General features: G+C 31.4%; 17 protein-coding genes. 5 read left to right on the top strand and 12 right to left on the bottom strand.

Features of this window, described 5'->3' with window-relative positions; genetic code table 11:
- The first annotated feature begins 208 nt into the window (after positions 1 to 208).
- The 4 genes from ACXLDF_RS07435 to ACXLDF_RS07420 all read left to right on the top strand — a co-directional run bounded on the left by ACXLDF_RS07435 (position 209) and on the right by ACXLDF_RS07420 (position 5,458).
- On the top strand, positions 209 to 2,101 hold the full coding sequence (locus ACXLDF_RS07435) for a thiamine pyrophosphate-dependent enzyme (protein WP_457557875.1): 1,893 nt from the start codon (positions 209 to 211) through the stop codon (positions 2,099 to 2,101).
- An 8-nt stretch (positions 2,102 to 2,109) separates the two neighbouring features.
- On the top strand, positions 2,110 to 2,721 hold the full coding sequence (locus ACXLDF_RS07430) for a 2-oxoacid:acceptor oxidoreductase family protein (protein WP_457557874.1): 612 nt from the start codon (positions 2,110 to 2,112) through the stop codon (positions 2,719 to 2,721).
- Positions 2,697 to 3,791: a ketopantoate reductase family protein gene (locus tag ACXLDF_RS07425; RefSeq protein WP_457557873.1), complete on the top strand. Its 1,095-nt coding sequence runs from the start codon at positions 2,697 to 2,699 to the stop codon at positions 3,789 to 3,791. The genes ACXLDF_RS07430 and ACXLDF_RS07425 overlap by 25 nt, the downstream gene beginning before the upstream one ends.
- Positions 3,792 to 3,931: 140 nt before the next feature.
- Complete coding sequence (locus ACXLDF_RS07420) at positions 3,932 to 5,458, top strand: hybrid sensor histidine kinase/response regulator (RefSeq protein ID WP_457557872.1); 1,527 nt, start codon at positions 3,932 to 3,934, stop codon at positions 5,456 to 5,458.
- 25 nt (positions 5,459 to 5,483) lie between these two features.
- On the opposite strand, the gene dinB is transcribed toward ACXLDF_RS07420, so the two are convergent.
- Positions 5,484 to 6,575, bottom strand: a complete 1,092-nt coding sequence (dinB, locus tag ACXLDF_RS07415; protein ID WP_457557871.1) for a DNA polymerase IV — start codon at positions 6,573 to 6,575, stop codon at positions 5,484 to 5,486.
- Between the two features lie 353 nt (positions 6,576 to 6,928).
- Here dinB and ACXLDF_RS07410 point away from each other — a divergent pair, with 353 nt between their 5' ends.
- Complete coding sequence (locus tag ACXLDF_RS07410; protein WP_457557870.1) at positions 6,929 to 8,104, top strand: sulfotransferase family protein; 1,176 nt, start codon at positions 6,929 to 6,931, stop codon at positions 8,102 to 8,104.
- A gap of 209 nt (positions 8,105 to 8,313) precedes the next feature.
- Here ACXLDF_RS07410 and ACXLDF_RS07405 read toward each other — a convergent pair whose 3' ends face one another.
- The 11 genes from ACXLDF_RS07405 to ACXLDF_RS07355 form a co-directional block, all read right to left on the bottom strand.
- Positions 8,314 to 8,694 (bottom strand): hypothetical protein, encoded by a 381-nt coding sequence (locus tag ACXLDF_RS07405; protein ID WP_457557869.1) that lies wholly within the window; start codon positions 8,692 to 8,694, stop codon positions 8,314 to 8,316.
- Positions 8,695 to 8,697: 3 nt separating this feature from the next.
- Positions 8,698 to 9,102, bottom strand: coding sequence for a transposase (locus tag ACXLDF_RS07400; RefSeq protein WP_457557868.1), 405 nt, complete (start codon positions 9,100 to 9,102; stop codon positions 8,698 to 8,700).
- Between the two features lie 147 nt (positions 9,103 to 9,249).
- Positions 9,250 to 9,462, bottom strand: coding sequence for a hypothetical protein (locus ACXLDF_RS07395; protein ID WP_457557867.1), 213 nt, complete (start codon positions 9,460 to 9,462; stop codon positions 9,250 to 9,252).
- A 167-nt stretch (positions 9,463 to 9,629) separates the two neighbouring features.
- A complete protein-coding gene (locus ACXLDF_RS07390) occupies positions 9,630 to 10,922 on the bottom strand; it encodes an ATP-binding protein (protein ID WP_457557866.1) in 1,293 nt (430 codons plus the stop codon).
- Positions 10,923 to 11,244: 322 nt separating this feature from the next.
- The gene (locus ACXLDF_RS07385) at positions 11,245 to 11,625 is read right to left on the bottom strand and encodes an SCP2 sterol-binding domain-containing protein (RefSeq protein ID WP_457557865.1); all 381 of its coding nucleotides are present in this window, start codon (positions 11,623 to 11,625) and stop codon (positions 11,245 to 11,247) included.
- Between the two features lie 76 nt (positions 11,626 to 11,701).
- The gene (locus tag ACXLDF_RS07380; RefSeq protein WP_457557864.1) at positions 11,702 to 11,962 is read right to left on the bottom strand and encodes an ATP-binding protein; all 261 of its coding nucleotides are present in this window, start codon (positions 11,960 to 11,962) and stop codon (positions 11,702 to 11,704) included.
- Positions 11,962 to 13,380 (bottom strand): NAD(P)/FAD-dependent oxidoreductase, encoded by a 1,419-nt coding sequence (locus ACXLDF_RS07375; protein WP_457557863.1) that lies wholly within the window; start codon positions 13,378 to 13,380, stop codon positions 11,962 to 11,964. Before ACXLDF_RS07375 ends, ACXLDF_RS07380 begins: the two co-directional genes overlap by 1 nt.
- 244 nt (positions 13,381 to 13,624) lie before the next feature.
- On the bottom strand, positions 13,625 to 13,927 hold the full coding sequence (locus ACXLDF_RS07370) for a P1/P2 acidic ribosomal protein (RefSeq protein WP_457557862.1): 303 nt from the start codon (positions 13,925 to 13,927) through the stop codon (positions 13,625 to 13,627).
- Positions 13,928 to 14,016: 89 nt separating this feature from the next.
- Positions 14,017 to 14,979 carry a 50S ribosomal protein L10 gene (locus ACXLDF_RS07365; protein ID WP_457557861.1) on the bottom strand — a complete coding sequence of 321 codons (963 nt, stop codon included), beginning with the start codon at positions 14,977 to 14,979 and terminating at the stop codon, positions 14,017 to 14,019.
- Positions 14,980 to 14,986: 7 nt separating this feature from the next.
- The gene (locus tag ACXLDF_RS07360; protein ID WP_457557860.1) at positions 14,987 to 15,715 is read right to left on the bottom strand and encodes an uL1 family ribosomal protein; all 729 of its coding nucleotides are present in this window, start codon (positions 15,713 to 15,715) and stop codon (positions 14,987 to 14,989) included.
- Positions 15,716 to 15,719: 4 nt separating this feature from the next.
- A complete protein-coding gene (locus tag ACXLDF_RS07355) occupies positions 15,720 to 16,217 on the bottom strand; it encodes a 50S ribosomal protein L11 (RefSeq protein WP_457557859.1) in 498 nt (165 codons plus the stop codon).
- Positions 16,218 to 16,496 lie beyond the last annotated feature (279 nt).

The following is a 16,496-nucleotide window of genomic DNA, read 5'->3' as shown; positions in this document are numbered from 1 at the left end:
CTGTTTTATTTAATATAAAACTTGTTTATTTAAATAAAACAAAATCTACATAAATTCTACATATTGAACTGTGGTCTACATAAAGATTTGGAACTTTTAAGGACATTCTTTCACATGAAATAATAACTCATTAAACTATGAATGTTTTTTTGAGAGAAATGCGAATCATAAGATAAAATATATATTTGAAGACATTTATTTGAAATTAATGTTAGAACTTGATCATAATACAAAGAAAAAATTAATTATAGGAAACCACGCAGTTGTTCAAGGGCTACTTCAAGCAAAAGTTGGAGTCACCTCAGCATATCCGGGAACCCCAAGCACTGAAATTCAAACAGAATTATATAAGTTATCTAAAAAAGGGAAGCTCTACTTTGAATTTTCAGTTAATGAGAAAGTTGCTTTTGAAATTGCAGCTGCTTCTGCAATGTCAGGCGTTCGCTCTGCAGTAATTATGAAACATGTTGGATTAAACGTGGCATCAGATGCAATGATGGCCATGGCATATTTTGGAGTATTGGGGGGAATGCTACTTGTTGTTGTAGATGATCCTGGATGCTTGTCAAGTCAAAATGAACAAGACTCCAGATTTTGGGGGCGATTTGCACATCTTCCAGTCTTTGAGCCATCCACCAACCAAGAAATTATCGATATGATCCAAGTAGCATATGAATTATCAGAAAAATACAATCAAATATGCATCTTGCGCCTTACGAATTTTACTGCACTAAATACAAGTGAGGTAGAATACATACCCATTGAAGAAAATTTACCCCATAATGGTGAATTCATCAGGGATATTAATTATCAAATTCCCGCACGATATATTCTACATAAAAATGCACACAACAAACTTCTTCAATTTATAGCTGATAAGAGTTTTACAGCTTTAAATCCATTAATCTCTTCAAGTGGGAAATCACAGTCTTCTGAGAAGTTAATCATTACTCATGGCGCAATTTACCCAGTTGTTGCCTATTTAAACGATTATTATGAATTAAACTTACCGATATTAAAAATATCTGCTATTCATCCTTTGAATGAAGATTTAATACAAGAAATGATCAAACCTTTCAAATACCTCTATTTTATTGAAGAACTTGAACCATATTTAGAGAGAGAATTTCTAGCAATAATTGGGAAGAATCATTTGGAAAAAAAAGTATATGGAAAAAGTGAACTTGAAGTACCCCAAGAAAATAGGATTGTTGCTGAAGCATTAGCGATTACTTTCGAACATATAAAAGGAGATCCAACAAATTCAGAAACATTTACTCCGAAAATCAAACCTTCACTTCCATTCGCACCAATCTTGACTCAAAAAGAATTGGTAATTCCTAGAACATTACCACGATTATGTGATGGATGCCCTCATAGAGGTGCATTTTACGTAATTAAGAAAGCGACTAACTATGATGACATTATTCCAAGTGATATTGGATGTTATGCTTTGGGACAAGTTCCCCCAGTTCAAGTCGGAGATTTTTGGTTATGTATGGGAGGTGGTATTGGAACAGCTTTAGGATTTTCAATCACGAATGATAAACCTGTAATTGCTGTGATTGGTGATGGAACATTCTTTCATGCAGGTATTCCACCATTGCTAGATGCAGTTATGCATAATCGAAAGATTACAGTAGCAATTTTAGATAATTATTTAACATCAATGACTGGTGGTCAACCAACTGCTGGTTCACCAGAACGTATCGCCCCTGAACAGACTCAAATTGATATCGAAAAAGTAGTTAAAGGATGTGGAGTTCAATGGGTTAAAAGAGTACCTGTTGAAAATATTAAAGAAAATATAAAAATCTTTAAAGAAGCATTAGCATTTGATGGACCTTCAGTGGTTATATTCACTGGTATATGTGTTATTGACCTTTTTAGGAGTCAGAAAATTTTCGAGCAAGGAAATAAAAAAGTTTACATTGATCAAGACAAATGCACGAAGTGTGGAACTTGTTTATATGATTTTAGCTGTCCTTCTATCTTGAAATATGATGGAAATTTTGTCATTAATCAAAATAGCTGCATTGCTTGTGATTTGTGTATAAATGTTTGTCCTGTGAATGCAATTTTAATAAAAGGAGAAAAATAGGTGAAATTATGAAGAATAGAATAAATATCGCAATAGTAGGGTTAGGAGGTCAAGGTGTTATTACCCTAGCGAATCTGATTGCCGCAACCTACCATTCATTAGAAAAGCAAGTCTGTTTCAATGAGATACATGGTCTTTCTCAACGTGGTGGATCCGTACAATCACTTTTAGCAGTAAATGACAATGATTGCCCTGTATTTGCACTTGAGGATACTGATTATTTAATAGGAATGGAAAAATTAGAAACATTACGCTATTTATATGCGAGTAAATCCCATCCAATTGTTATAATGGGAAATAGATATGAAATTAGGAATACAGTATATTTCGACTTGGAACATTTCCCAGAAGAAAAAGATATTGATGCAGAAATCCGAAAACTGGTCAAAAAGTTATATCTTTTTAATAGTTTAGACTATGAAAAGAAAATTTCTTTTCGAATTAAACCAACAAATATTGCTATTTTTGGTGCATTAAGTGAATTTACTGAATTAGGATTAGATCCCAAAATTGCAAAGAAAAATGTCAGAAAACATTTTGCGAAAAATCCAATTGCACAGAGTTTTAATCTTACAGCATTTAAGGAGGGAAAATCATGGTTGAAGGAAATGAATCTGTAAAAATTTTAGTTGTCGGACCTGGTGCTATTGGATGTGCAGTTGTAGGAAGTTTGGCATATCATAACATTCCAGTAAAGATTTTAGGTAAAGCACATCATAAAGATCATTTTTCAAAAAATCCTGCAAGATATATCAAAAATGATGAAACATTAGAGGGAATGGCAGAAGTCTTAACTATGGATGAGTTAAAAGATAATCCATTTAAACCCGATTATATCATAATAACATTAAAAGCGAATCATACTATTGATCTGATAAAGCAACTTGGAGAAGTTTATTCATCTGATATCCCTATAGTTTCACTCCAAAATGGATTGATCGCATATGATATTGCAGCAACTTCACTTTTTGATAATGTGTTTGGATGTGTTGTAGGATTTAATATCAAAAAGGATTCTCTTGGTGTTTCAATTCAAGCATCTGAAGGTACATTAGTTTTAGGCAGAATATCTGGAAAAGATAATAAAAGTAGTGATGTTCCTGATTTTATAAGAAATTCTCTAGAAAAAGTAGCACCTTTAATTATTTCTGAAACAATAGCAGGTGATATTTGGATGAAAGTTCTTATAAATTCAGTAATCAACCCATTAAGCGCTATTGGTGATTGTGCTTTGGGTGAATTGGCAAATTCTAACGAGAGTGTTTATTTATGTCTATGGGCATGGAAAGAAATGGTTGATGTTGCTACAAAACATGGAATCACTTTAAATCCATTTGAAGGAAAACTCTACCCAGAGGTACTTTATATCTACGATATCATTAGCTATGCCATTGCACGTACAGTATTGAGTCGAATTGTTTACCCTCATCGAAATGCAATAATTTCAATGCTGCAAGACATTAGAGCAGGAAGAATCACTGAAATTGATTATCTTAATGGAAAAATTCTTGAAATTGGTAAATCATATGGAATGGATCTTCCAGTTAACGAATTGTTAGTTGATTATGTAAAACAGCTAGAACAGAAGAAAATTCAAGGTGGCAAAGCATTATTACGAAAGTTTTATAGACAAGTTCTTTCGACTCGAAATCGAAATATTGCTCCCGTACATTATATAGAATATCAATAGTTAACTAAATTGATCAAATAAATGGTATAAATTAATGCTAAAATCGATTTCTTTCTTCTTTCTTTTTTTTTTATGAACATTTTTGAAATAATTTCAATAAATTTTATTAAAGAAAAGTTTTTTCGTTAAGAGATCAATTAATGAGTTATATGGAATTTTTAAACAACCCACGATTTCAGACAAGTCTTAATTCCTTTGATGAAGGAATAATTTTTACAGATGCTTTGGGAAAAATTTTACATTGTAATTCTAAAGCATGTGAAATTTTAGATATAACAGAATTAGAACTCAAGAATAAATCAGTATCAGAAGTAATTAATCTTCAAAATCAGAATAAAGATTCAACTTTTGATTATTTCTTTAAAAAAGCATTAAAAACAAAGGAAACAGTTAATATTAAATATCCAACTTGTTTAAAAGATAAAAAAAACAGAGAGTATTATACAAAAATTATAATAGATGTAATTAAATCACAAGATAAATTAAGTGAGATCACAGGTTCAATTATACGCATATATGATCAAACCGATAAATATCTTCTTCAGCAAGAATTACAAAAAGCTTTACGAATAAAATCATTATCCCAATTGCTAAGCGGTTTAGCACATGATTTTAATAACATTTTGACAAGTATTTTAGGAAATGTGAGTTTAGCTAAATTTGAAATCAAAGAAGAAGATCAGATTTGGAATTTATTAAATGATGCAGAGACAGGAATCGAAAAAGCACGACATTTAACTAAACAATTATTGACATTCTCTGCTGAAGAACAAAAAGAAAAAGAACTTGTTGCACTACCAGAAATTTTGAATGAAATGATAAATTTTACTCTCTCTGGAAGTAATGTATCTGCAAAATTTGATTTAAAACAAGATTTATGGCCAATTTTCATAAATAAAACGCAAATAAGTTTAGTTTTTTATCAAATTGTGTTAAATAGTATTCAGGCCATGCCTTTAGGCGGAGAAATTGAAATCAAAGCCTATAACCAAACTATTGAAAAAGAAAATTCAAACATGTTTAATCCAGGCAATTATGTTGTTATTGAAATTCAAGATCAAGGCATTGGAATTCCCAAAGAAGAACTGGACTTTATTTTTGATGAAATCCATCAGAGTGAATATATAAGTCAAGATGTGAATTTTTCGATTGTAAAAAACATCATCGACCAACATCTGGGTTATATTGATATCAAATCAAAACTTGGAGCAGGAATCACCTTTACATTATATCTTCCAGCAGAATACGCAGAAATTTCAAAAATAAAAGAACAAATCCCCGTTGAAAAGCAATTTACTGGAAAAATTCTAATAATGGATGATGAAATGATAATTTTGAAAGTATTAAATAAAATGCTTACTCAGTTAGGTTTTGAAGTAGTTTCTGCATCAAATTCTGATGAAACAATTAAAATCTTTAAAAAATATTTAGATGCACATGATCCATTCAAAATTGTTATTTTAGATTTAACAATTAGAGGAGGCAAAGGAGGGGTTGAAACGTTACAAGAATTATTAAGGCTTAACCCATCAATCAAAGTAATTGCATCAAGTGGTTATGCAACAGATAAAATTATGATACATTTTCGTGACTATGGATTTTCAGGTAGCTTGGTAAAACCATATAAATTAGAAGAATTACAAGAAACATTAAGGAAATTGTTATAACTGAGAATTTTCTATCAAAAAATAATTATTTTAAAAATTCAGTTATTTTTTTTTGATTTTTACTCTTTTCAATCATGAAATTTGAAAATTTAATTCCAATTAATCGTATTTTTCTTTCAGAATGTTTAAATTCTTCAAGTAGCTCTTGAATTATATTATTTGCAGTAGTAATTGAACAAGTTGGAGAAGTTAATGATTGAGCACGAGTGTATGTAATAAATCCTTGAAATCGGATTTTTATAGATATTGTTCGATAAAACATGCTGTGTTTCTTCATTTTTTTATGTAATTTTCGGTTCATGAAGTCTATTTTTTCCATAACTAAAGAAAAATCATCAATATCTTCGCGAAATGTTCGTTCAGAACTTATAGATTTTGGATCATATTTATTCCGAGAATCATGTACTTTTCGTCCATCTTCGCCATGAGTTACATTGAATAACCATTTTCCAGAAGTTCCTAATTTTCTAGAGATTTCTGGTAATGATAACTTGTAAATATCCTTAAAAGTATGGATTCCTTTGGAATAATAAAAAATTTTGGTTTTTTTTCCTATTCCAGGAATTGCAGTTATTGGAAGATTCTGAAGTAAATCTTTATAATTATTTGGTGTTATTACTGTAATTCCATCAGGTTTATGATAATCAGATCCAATCTTTGCCAAAGTTTTAGAAAAAGCAACACCAATAGAGCAAGTCACTTTTACTTCAGACTTCACCTTTTCCTTTATTGAAAAAGCGACTTTCTCGGCTTGTTTAAAATTACTTATTATATTGCTCATATCAAGATATGCTTCATCGATGCTTGTTTGTTGGAAAATACTTGAATAATTTTGAAGAATTTTCATTACTTTTTCAGAAATTTCTTTGATTCGGTTGAATCGCGGTCGAAGATAAACTGCAAATGGACAAAGTTCATATGCTTGAGAAATTGGCATACCAGAATGAACACCATAATCTCGTGCTTCATAGGAACAAGTTGATACTACCCCCCTCCCTTTTCCTTTTTTTGGATCAGCCCCTATAATTAAAGGAACACCGACTAATTCTGGATGATCGAGTAATTCTACTGCTGCAAAAAAGCAGTCTAAATCCACATGGAATATTATGTCAGTCATTCTCTTGTTCCTATTTGAAAATTATAAATATATCCTTTTAAAATGAACTACTTAATATGGCTAATAATTTGTATTTTGAATTATCATTTTATTTTACCAATCATAAAATAAGTAAAATAAATTAACTAAAATAGAATTTTAAATAAAGCTTTTTTGATATACTTCTTTAAATTTTTTGAAAAAATATTATACTCTTACCAAATTTTATTCAAATTTTATTTTTAGACAAAAATGGATAGCTTTTACATTTTTTCTTGATTCAGTGCGAATAAGTTTGATAAACTTAAAAAACAAATACTTATTTAATTAATAAAATAAATTACTAATCAAAAGTTAATAGTTTAGTGTTTAATATGAAAGAAAAACCAGATTGGCTAGTTGTCTCGGAAGAGATTATGGCAGGATATAAATTAAGCAATCTTTTCCGAGTTTTATGGATGGGGCGTTTTAAGGTTCATCCAAAATATTGGTTACGTTTGGGTTATGCCTTTGCTCTTTCGATTTTTACAGTACCAATGCGAATAATTCAAAAACAGAAATTACGAAAAGCCCTAAAAGGGCGCGAAATTAAAACTGATCCACTTTTTATAGTTGGAAATTATAGAACAGGAACTACTTACTTAATTACAACACTTTCAAAGGATAAATCCAAAGGATACGTTTCAAATCTGATTGGTTATGCTTTTTCATTTTTCTTAGCAATTCCAAAACTTACCCGCAAAATTATTGATGCTTCATTACCAGAAACACGACCAATGGATAATGTTATTATGGGAGCTGATGAACCCACAGAAGAAGAATACTGCTTAGGAACATATTCAAAATATGGATATTATCATGGTATGGTTTTTCCACAGAAATTTCGTGAATTTGCCAAGTACCACAGCTTCCACGATCTTCCCAAAGATGCCCGCAAATGGCAAAAACAATATGATTATCTTCTCCGTATCTTAGATTATATTTATGATGGTAAACAATTATATTTGAAAAATCCTGCTATTTGTTTTCGAGTCAAATACATTTTAGAAAAATATCCAAACGCTAAATTTATCTTTACATATCGAAATCCTTACACGCTATATGCATCAAATTTGCATTATTATCAGAAAGTTGTTCCTCTATACACATTACAGAATTTTACTGATGACATGCTCAAAGAAGAGATTTTAGATCACTATAGTGAAATGGTAAAAATGTGGAAAAAGGCAAAGAAAATAATCCCTGATGGAAATTATATAGAAATTCAATATGAGAAATTTTTAGAAGATCCAATGAGCCATATGGAGAAGATTTACCGCCAATTTAATTTAACCAATTGGGAAGAAGCAAAAAAAGGATTCCAAGCACATATTGATAGTCAAAAAACATACCAAGTGAACAAATTTGATATTTCGGATGAAGTAATAAACATTGTAAATGCACATTGGGGAGATATTATTGATTATTTTGGTTATGAGCGTTTAGAACCAAAAGAGCAAGCACCTCTACCTTCAATAAAAAAATCAGTACCTGAAAAAATAACAAAATAAATATTATCCTAAAAGATTTTTACGTAATATTCTTTTTTTTAAGAGTTCTCAATGAAATAACTTTTTTTACATTTTCCTCGTCCACCACCAGATTTTGATAAAATTAAAGCACGTTATAAATTAATAGTCTGAGTAAATTCATCCACAAGCCAATTGCGATATTCTTGGAACGTCATTTGATGATTTGGGAAGATTTGATCCCGTTCAATTTACCAGAAGTTAAAGAGTAAATATCTACCCATTTCAGCAAAAAGCCGCGTTCCATCATCGTTTGAGCGCCAAAGTCCTTTGTAGATATCCATATCACGAAACGCGGTCTCTATTTGCCATCTTATTTTGTAATATCGCTTTATTAGATACACGAAAGATTTTGAGCGATATTGTGGTGCAATAGTCGTAATTAATCCATATAGTTGTTCACATACTTTGTCTAAACTTAGTTGTCCTTGTCGATAGGCGTATTTCAAATCATTTAATCTCTGTTTTCCTCGAGGAAATAAATGAACCCAACAACGTGTCAATTTTCGTTTTCGGTTCTTTTTATTCTTAGTTCTTATTGTAAAAGTTTGAATTCTCCCCTTATTTCCCAAAATTTATTCCCTTTTTGCTTTTTTGAGTTGTTTGTAGTTTTTTGCAGGCGTAATTACAGGAATTCCTCTGCCTTTGAATGATCTTAGGATATTTTGGCGATAATATTCACGATCAATCACACAAACTTTGATTTTAAGACCTAAATTTAATAACCAATCTGCAATATCAAGCATAAATGGGATTTTAGATTCATCTTTAGCCACATGATGACATCCGATATAGAGAGATTTGTGCAGTCCATGAATCATAGCGCCATGATAATGACGGATTCTTCCGGTTCCTTTCACCATTTTACTGCCTTTAATCTTTAAATCTCTGCGTTTTCCCCAGTAGCCTAAATAGGTTAAATCAAATTCTATTATAATGGAATGAGTTTTTCGATTTCTAAGAAAAACAAGCCGAATCATTTTTTCAAACACGATTCGATATACATTCTCAACATTGAGAAGAGTCTGAGTGCGTAACCAATCATTTACAGTAGTTTGATGAGGGAAAGCGCGTGAAAATCTACCATCAGCATATATTTGAGGGGTGAAATGCAGATATTTTTGGGCTCAGCGGTTTAATTTCTCACAAGCATGATGAATTGAGATCCTCCGAATCCAAGAATAACACAATATTGCTAAAATATCATGCAAATACCATTTTCGCCCCTGTCGAGTAAGAGGAACCTTCAAAGCTATTCTGACAGATTTCGTAATGTTTATGAAAAATGAAATCTTATTAAATTTTGGATAACATGCGCCGAATCGAGAAATTTGATGCATGTTTTGGGGTAAGTTGTTTATAATATATTCCAAATATCCATTTTATTTATTCTTGTTGATGTAAATATTAGATAATGCTGTTATTTTGGAAGATCATCTTTTTGTCGAATGCTTGAGAACTGTTTCAAAATTTTTCTTATAACTTACTTAATTAAAACGTTTATCTCTTAAATATCTAATAACCATTTCCAAAGTGGTTTGATGTGAATGATTTTTTCTTTGAATTCTTCTTCACCCTCACTATCCCATGTTAAAAGTAAAAGATTTTGACATTTTAGATCTTCACTACCAATTATTAAAGCACGAAACTCTCTATCTTTTGTCTGAAAATCTTCAATTGTATATGATACTTGAATTAATTGTTTAACTTTAGCACCTTTCTTCACCACAAAATCAATTTCTTTTCCATTTTTAGTATAATATCTAATATTTTCTTCACCTTCTCTTCTTAGTAATTCAATATAAACACAATTTTCTAGTAATCTACCACGATCTTCTACGCCTGATATCCTTAATATTCCATTGTCTACAAAATATATTTTACGTATTGAACTTTCCTCAGTTTTATACGATTTTGCATACTTTTTTAACGGAAAAATAATCATAGAATCTTTTAAATATTCTAAATAATCGTATAATGTATTTTTACTTATTTTAAAACCAGACGTTTTTAAATAATTAAAAAATTTATTTACTGAAAATTGTTTTGAGTTAATTAAAGCCTTAAATAGAATTCGAAGTAATTTTATATTACGAATATTATATCTCTCAATAATATCTTTTTGAATTGTTACCTCGATTATTTCATGCAATATTTTTTCTTTTACTTGCTCTAATAAACAAACTTCAGGATAAGAGCCCCAATTTAGAAATTTCCATATAAGATTTTTTAATATATTCTCTTCTTTTGAAGATAGAAATTTATTTAAAGTAAAGCTTTGAAATGTGAGATAATCTCGAAAACTCAAAGGATAAACTTCATATATCAAACTTCTACCCCTCATTTGTGTAGAAATCTCTTTACTTAATAATTTTGATGATGAACCTGAGAGATATACATGAATTCCTTTATCTATTAAACTTCTAACCCATATTTCCCAATTTGTCAAAACTTGAATTTCATCCAAAAAAAACCAGATTTCTTTTGAATAATTTTCTGGATAAATAGTATAAAAAATATCCAAGAAATCAATCATATCATGAATATTAACACCAAACAAATCAATTGATTCAAAATTTATGTATAATATTTGATTAATTGGGATTTTTTTTTTTAAGAGTTGTTGAATCAATATAAACATTTCATAAGTTTTTCCACATCTACGTGGTCCAATTATATTAATTGTGCGATTTGTTGTTAATTCAATTGGTATTTGAAGAGATCTGGAGTGAATATTTGATGGCAATGGGGATTCAGCAAAGTTTTTAATGAGTTTAATCCATTGATCTCGTTTTATCATAAATATATAGAAGGACAAAAATATATAAAGTTTCCCTTTAAAAGAATATAAAATTAAAGAAAATTTCCTTCTATAAACTATTTTTAAATTTTTTAAAAAAGATAAAAAATTGATTAACAATTAATCGAATGAAATCTAAAAATTGGCTAATTTATTGAAATGTCCGTGTGATGACGTTTATCGTCCCAAATAAAAAGAACATCTTCTTTTCACAGATTAACCAATATATTCTAAATGAAAATGAGTAATTAAGCAGTGAAACAGAAGAAAAATTATTCCAAATAGAATATAGATTAAAGAAAAAAGGAAAAAATATCTATTACTAAACCTTATCTAATTTTTGAAGTTTCAACAAATCAGGCATCTTTGCTTTGACTTTTACCAGTTTCTGGCTATATGCTTTCATACCAGAAATCTCCTTCTTGTCTATTGCTAAAAATGTATCCTTTGACATTTCATATAATATATCAGGTTTTTCGATTTTAGACTGAATTAATGGCCCAGGAATACCTTTTTCAAGTTTAAAATGCCAGTATTCACCTGTATCTGTAAAATAATACTGAACAACTTTATTCCAAGTGTTAAAGGCTTTTTTTACTTTTGGATCGATAAATTTTAAACGATTTCGATCCAAAATTTCGAGAAATGTTTCTGCTTTCTCAGATTTTTCTTTATATACTTCACTTTCTACTGTTTCATTCATTTTTTTTACCTTTTAACTCTTAATTAATTTGTTTTAATGATTTTATTTCATTTTCATTATAAAAAAAAACACTTCACTAACCATATGAGAATTTTACTCCAGTTCCTCCACGAGGTTCTCCAAAATCGATTGCGTCAGCGGTACATACATTCCAACAAGCACCACATTCAACACAATTAGAGAGATTGACAGGTTTGTATATGTTTCCAACTTTTTTCCATACTCTTGTTGTACAAAATTTAGCACATTGACCGCAGCCAGTGCATTTATCTTCAATAACCTTGATAAATTCTCCGGGGTCTCCATCATAATATCTAAATTTCATCTCAATCTGCATTATTTTTCTTCACTTCCCTTTTCGGATTTTTTAAATGTATTGGAATTAACTTGAGCGCGCATTTCACGATATATATCCATATAATCTGTAGAAACCTGCCGATACGGTTGAATAAATTCCAAAAAAGTTTTAGCTTCTTCTACTTCATCAATGGAACCATTTTCAACACCTTTAAACCACTTTGTGTGAACAGTATTGGTAATAAATCCCCCACCCATAATTACAGATTGCATCATTTCCACAATTTCTTCATCAGATTTACTAAGAATAGATTTTTTATTCTCTTCACCAACATACATAAAACCTTGAAGGAAAAGATTCTCTTGAATCATATTTTCATAAATTTCACTTAAGGCAGACTGGGATACATCTCTTTTTTTAATACAAGTTGCAGCAGTTTTAGCCGCATAAATACCAGTTAAAAATGCTTCTGGCATTCCTTCCCCCAAAAATGGAATAACAAATCCTCCGGCTTCACCAGTAAGGATTAAACCATTCTTGGTTTTTTGTTCAATTTTGTTATCATATTCTAAATGCAGACCCCATGATTCAATTTTCCCACCTTCAATTTTTTTCTGAATAATTGGAAGATTCATAAAATTACGCATATACTGCTCAACTGTTGGAAATTCATCATTGATTAACTCTTGGGTCATGTACCCTCCAGTTCCTAAAGTAACTGTATCTTTCTTAGGAAAAATCCAGGGCCAAGTTTTATATTGAGTACCAGGAGCCAAATAGTACTCAATGCAGCAACCACCTTGCTCATCTTTAAAGCGTTCATTAATGATTTCTTCACCTAAATACACAGCAGCAGTAATGTACAAGATCATATTTTTACCAGAGCGTTTTGGAATTAATCCTGCTTTTCTTCCAACAATTGAATTGACACCACCACCATCAATAACAACATGACACTTCAATTTTTCTCCAGATTCAAGAATAACACCTTTGACGGTATCATTTTCTTGAATTATATCAACCACAGCAGTTCCTAAACGAATTTCAGCCCCAGCTTGTCTTGCTTGTTCAGTATGCCACTTATCGAATTCATCACGACGGATAGAAAGCAATAGAACACCTTCTTTGGGCATTTCAGTAAATACTGTTGTTCTATCTTTACTGATATGATAAGTTCGCATCGAATGAATTTCTCGCTCAATTGGACATTTCATTATATAATGTAAATCAGCATCTCCAAGTGCAGCCATATTCAAACATGTCCCAGAAACGTTCTTTGCACCAGGATCAAGAGATTTCTCAACAAGTAAAGTCTTCAAGCCTAATTCTGCGCTTTTTTTTGCAGCTGCTGGTCCTGCACAACCCGCTCCAACAATAATCACATCATAATCAACATCTAAATTCATAAAATTCAAGGGATCTTCAGAAATATTCCTTATGAAGATTATGTTCTTCATAATTCTACATACATCCCAAATTTATTCAATATGTGGCCAATATATAGGCATTTAAAATATCAATCTTTCTTTCAAATTTACTGTAGATTTGTTTTTTACACTCAATTTAAATTTAATAAACTATTTCGCAGCTGCTTCAATCTTAAACTTATTCGCACCAAAATAACATATAAAACAAATATTAAAAAGGTAATAAAAAAAATGATTAAGAAAGATTTGAAAATTTAATCGATGACCTTTTAGTTTATCCAAAAAGAGCACCGAGACCAGCTGGTTCTTCTGGTTTTTCTTCTTTCTTCTCTTCTTTCTTTTCTTCTTTCTTTTCTGCTGCTGGAGCAGCACCAGCTGCGGGAACAGCCATTACTGGAGCCGCTGAAGCACTGGCAATTAATTCGTCAATGTCTTTTCCTTCTAATCCTGCCACAAGGGCTTTGATTTGATTTTTATCTGGAGTGACACTTGCAGCTTTTAACACTTTTTCGATGCTTGCTTCATCGATTGTTTTTTCGGCTTTGTGAAGCAATAATGCAGCGTATACAGATTCCATTTTGATTTCTCCTATGTATATATTTATTTATTAGTTTTGGTTAAAAAATTTGAGTATTTTAAATTTTGGATTAAATTTTTGAAATACAATTATCCAAACAAGGCACCTAATCCTGCAGGTTCATCTTTTTCCTCCTCCTTCGGTTCTTCTTTTTTCGAAGGTTCAGGTTCAGATGCTGCGGGTTGGGCAACTTCAATACCTAATGCAGCCGCATTGACTACAGATGCTTGTCGAATGGCTTTCTGCACGTATTGTTCAAGTAAATCGGGAATGATAATAGGCAATTCTAATGCTAAACTGATAGCATTCTTTGCAGCTTTTTGAATTAATGGAGTAATTGTTTCATCAGTAATCATGCCAACATTTAACGCCAAATTCAAAGCTTGTGAAGCAGCTAATCGCACATTTCCCATGATTTCTTCTTCATCCAGGTGCAATACTTCTTCAGGAATAATTTCACCCTTTTCCCATGCAGAATAGAAATCTAATTTAATTGTCATTGGTTCTAAACCAAGACGTGCGAGCAGTTGTGCCTGCTTTTCATTAATTATATCCCCTTGATGGTGAGTAATAGTATCAGAACGAATGTGAATAGTTCCGTTCTTAATCATTGTTGGAACTTTTAGGAATTGATTTAATTCAGAAATTATTGGTCCAGGTGCAATTTTTGTATCTCCAGCTTTCACAGTAATATCTGCAGGAGCTATATCACCAGGTTTTGCAGGACCTTTAACTGCTTTCGATTCCAAATATTGAGCTAATTTAATAGGGTTCATATTTGTAAAAAGTAAAGCAGTAATTCCTTGAATCTGATCTGCTAACTCAACCAAATTTTCTTTTCCAGATTCGGTAAAAGCGCGGCGAAGCAATTTTTTCTTCGAAACTGTAATTACAACATCTCCTCTTAATGAGTCCCGTAAATTATGTAATGCTTTCGCAGGTACTTTTTCAATACGAGCCAATCCGATAGCATTAAATTCATCAATCAACTTTCGGATACGAGCAACTTCTTGAATTTTTACAGGGGAGATTTTATGATCATTGACCACCATTTATTGCTCACCTTTTGCCTCCTTTCTGTGCTTCTTTAATCATTATTGGCTTACCCATCGTTGTTTTTAAATAAATAGAGCGAACATTATTATTTCCAACTGGTAGCTGCCCTTCGATAAAATTAAGCACAGATTTGATGTTATCCATCAATTCATCTTTTGATTGGGACTTCTTACCTACTTTTAGTTGCATCAAAAGTTGCTTTTTCATTGATACTTTCACGATGCGATTCAATAAGGGCAAATAATTGCTCAAATCTTCATTTGGTCGAATCACACCAAAACCTTTGGGTTGGGGACGAGGCATTTTTCCTTGTTGACCTAAAAAGCGGGCTAATACTCTGGCTAAATCACGCATTAAATCAGCCCGAGCAACGAAATATTTGTATTTCTTAGCCACTTCTTTCTTTTCTTTTTTCGATTTCTTTTGTAACTCATTTAAATCGTTTTGGTTCAACACATGATAGCCAGATTCCTTTAAATCCAACTCCATCTGGTCTTTTACAATGAAGCAAACTTCATCTTTGGTCAAATTATTCGGGATAGGATGAGGTAATAAGATTTCATTATCAATTCGATTATTAGGATTTTTAATATCAACATCACGAATATTTATAATCAAATCAACACTTTCATCAAATTTTCGAATTTTATCAGGTTTACCTTCCTTTTTAATGACCGAATTTTCAAGCGCTAATTCCAAGGCTTTTTGAACTTCTTTTTCACTAATATTCATCTCTTTAAGCCTCCTCCGCATTTATTTGGTCATCATAGGAACCTGCATCGATCTCCTTTAAAATATCCCGAGCAGTTTTCCCATCTATTTTAATGCCACAAGAGTAAGCAGTACCAATAATTGTTTTTGCTCGACTTTTCATATCTAAAGCATTCAAAGAATCTTGTTTCATCCGGGCAATTTTCAAAATAGCGCTGAATGGTAAATCCCCGACAAAATTGGTGGTTGGCTCACCCGAACCTTTAGCAATGCCTAGTTCTTTAAGCAAGAGTGCGGAGGCCATGGGTGTGCTGACAATAATTTGGAAACTTTTATCAACTGGGTTCACCAAAATTGTGATTGGAACTTTAAGACCTTTAAAGTCCTTAGTTTTTTCGTTGATTGCATCGACCACGTCTTTAATAGGAACTCCAGTTGGACCAACGGCTGGACCAATAGGAGGGCCTCCAGAAGCTTTTCCACCTTCGATAAGAGCCGAGACTTCAATCAATTTATCTGCCATTGTGGGTCACGTTTGTTGTCAAACATGCGATCTCTTTGGTAGCAGATTAAAACGCAAAATAATCGATCTATTTAGTTGTATTTGCAACTTTCAGTTTTCTTCTTTAAAGGGTCGAATTCTGTAAATTGCGAAATATTTAATAGATCTAGTGGTGATACTTTACTACAATGCGAGGAGTGTTGAACATAATGTTCTCATCCACGGAAATGAGAGTAAAGCCGCACAATGTACGCGTCCTAATCTACGATAATTTCCATAAGAGATTAGTAAGATTTGAAA

Source organism: Candidatus Harpocratesius sp., from assembly GCF_054039255.1.
This window is presented reverse-complemented; position numbering and strand designations above follow the sequence as displayed.

Coding starts and splice junctions, on each gene's coding strand:
- ACXLDF_RS07355 (WP_457557859.1), bottom strand. CDS start 16,217: ATGGCAGATAAATTGATTGAAGTCTCGGCTCTTATCGAAGGTGGAAAA.
- ACXLDF_RS07425 (WP_457557873.1), top strand. CDS start 2,697: ATGGTTGAAGGAAATGAATCTGTAAAAATTTTAGTTGTCGGACCTGGT.
- dinB (WP_457557871.1), bottom strand. CDS start 6,575: ATGACTGACATAATATTCCATGTGGATTTAGACTGCTTTTTTGCAGCA.
- ACXLDF_RS07385 (WP_457557865.1), bottom strand. CDS start 11,625: ATGAATGAAACAGTAGAAAGTGAAGTATATAAAGAAAAATCTGAGAAA.
- ACXLDF_RS07380 (WP_457557864.1), bottom strand. CDS start 11,962: ATGCAGATTGAGATGAAATTTAGATATTATGATGGAGACCCCGGAGAA.
- ACXLDF_RS07400 (WP_457557868.1), bottom strand. CDS start 9,102: ATGATTCGGCTTGTTTTTCTTAGAAATCGAAAAACTCATTCCATTATA.
- ACXLDF_RS07390 (WP_457557866.1), bottom strand. CDS start 10,922: ATGATAAAACGAGATCAATGGATTAAACTCATTAAAAACTTTGCTGAA.
- ACXLDF_RS07410 (WP_457557870.1), top strand. CDS start 6,929: ATGAAAGAAAAACCAGATTGGCTAGTTGTCTCGGAAGAGATTATGGCA.
- ACXLDF_RS07435 (WP_457557875.1), top strand. CDS start 209: ATGTTAGAACTTGATCATAATACAAAGAAAAAATTAATTATAGGAAAC.
- ACXLDF_RS07375 (WP_457557863.1), bottom strand. CDS start 13,380: ATGAAGAACATAATCTTCATAAGGAATATTTCTGAAGATCCCTTGAAT.
- ACXLDF_RS07430 (WP_457557874.1), top strand. CDS start 2,110: ATGAAGAATAGAATAAATATCGCAATAGTAGGGTTAGGAGGTCAAGGT.
- ACXLDF_RS07370 (WP_457557862.1), bottom strand. CDS start 13,927: ATGGAATCTGTATACGCTGCATTATTGCTTCACAAAGCCGAAAAAACA.
- ACXLDF_RS07360 (WP_457557860.1), bottom strand. CDS start 15,715: ATGAATATTAGTGAAAAAGAAGTTCAAAAAGCCTTGGAATTAGCGCTT.
- ACXLDF_RS07420 (WP_457557872.1), top strand. CDS start 3,932: ATGAGTTATATGGAATTTTTAAACAACCCACGATTTCAGACAAGTCTT.
- ACXLDF_RS07395 (WP_457557867.1), bottom strand. CDS start 9,462: ATGCATCAAATTTCTCGATTCGGCGCATGTTATCCAAAATTTAATAAG.
- ACXLDF_RS07365 (WP_457557861.1), bottom strand. CDS start 14,979: ATGGTGGTCAATGATCATAAAATCTCCCCTGTAAAAATTCAAGAAGTT.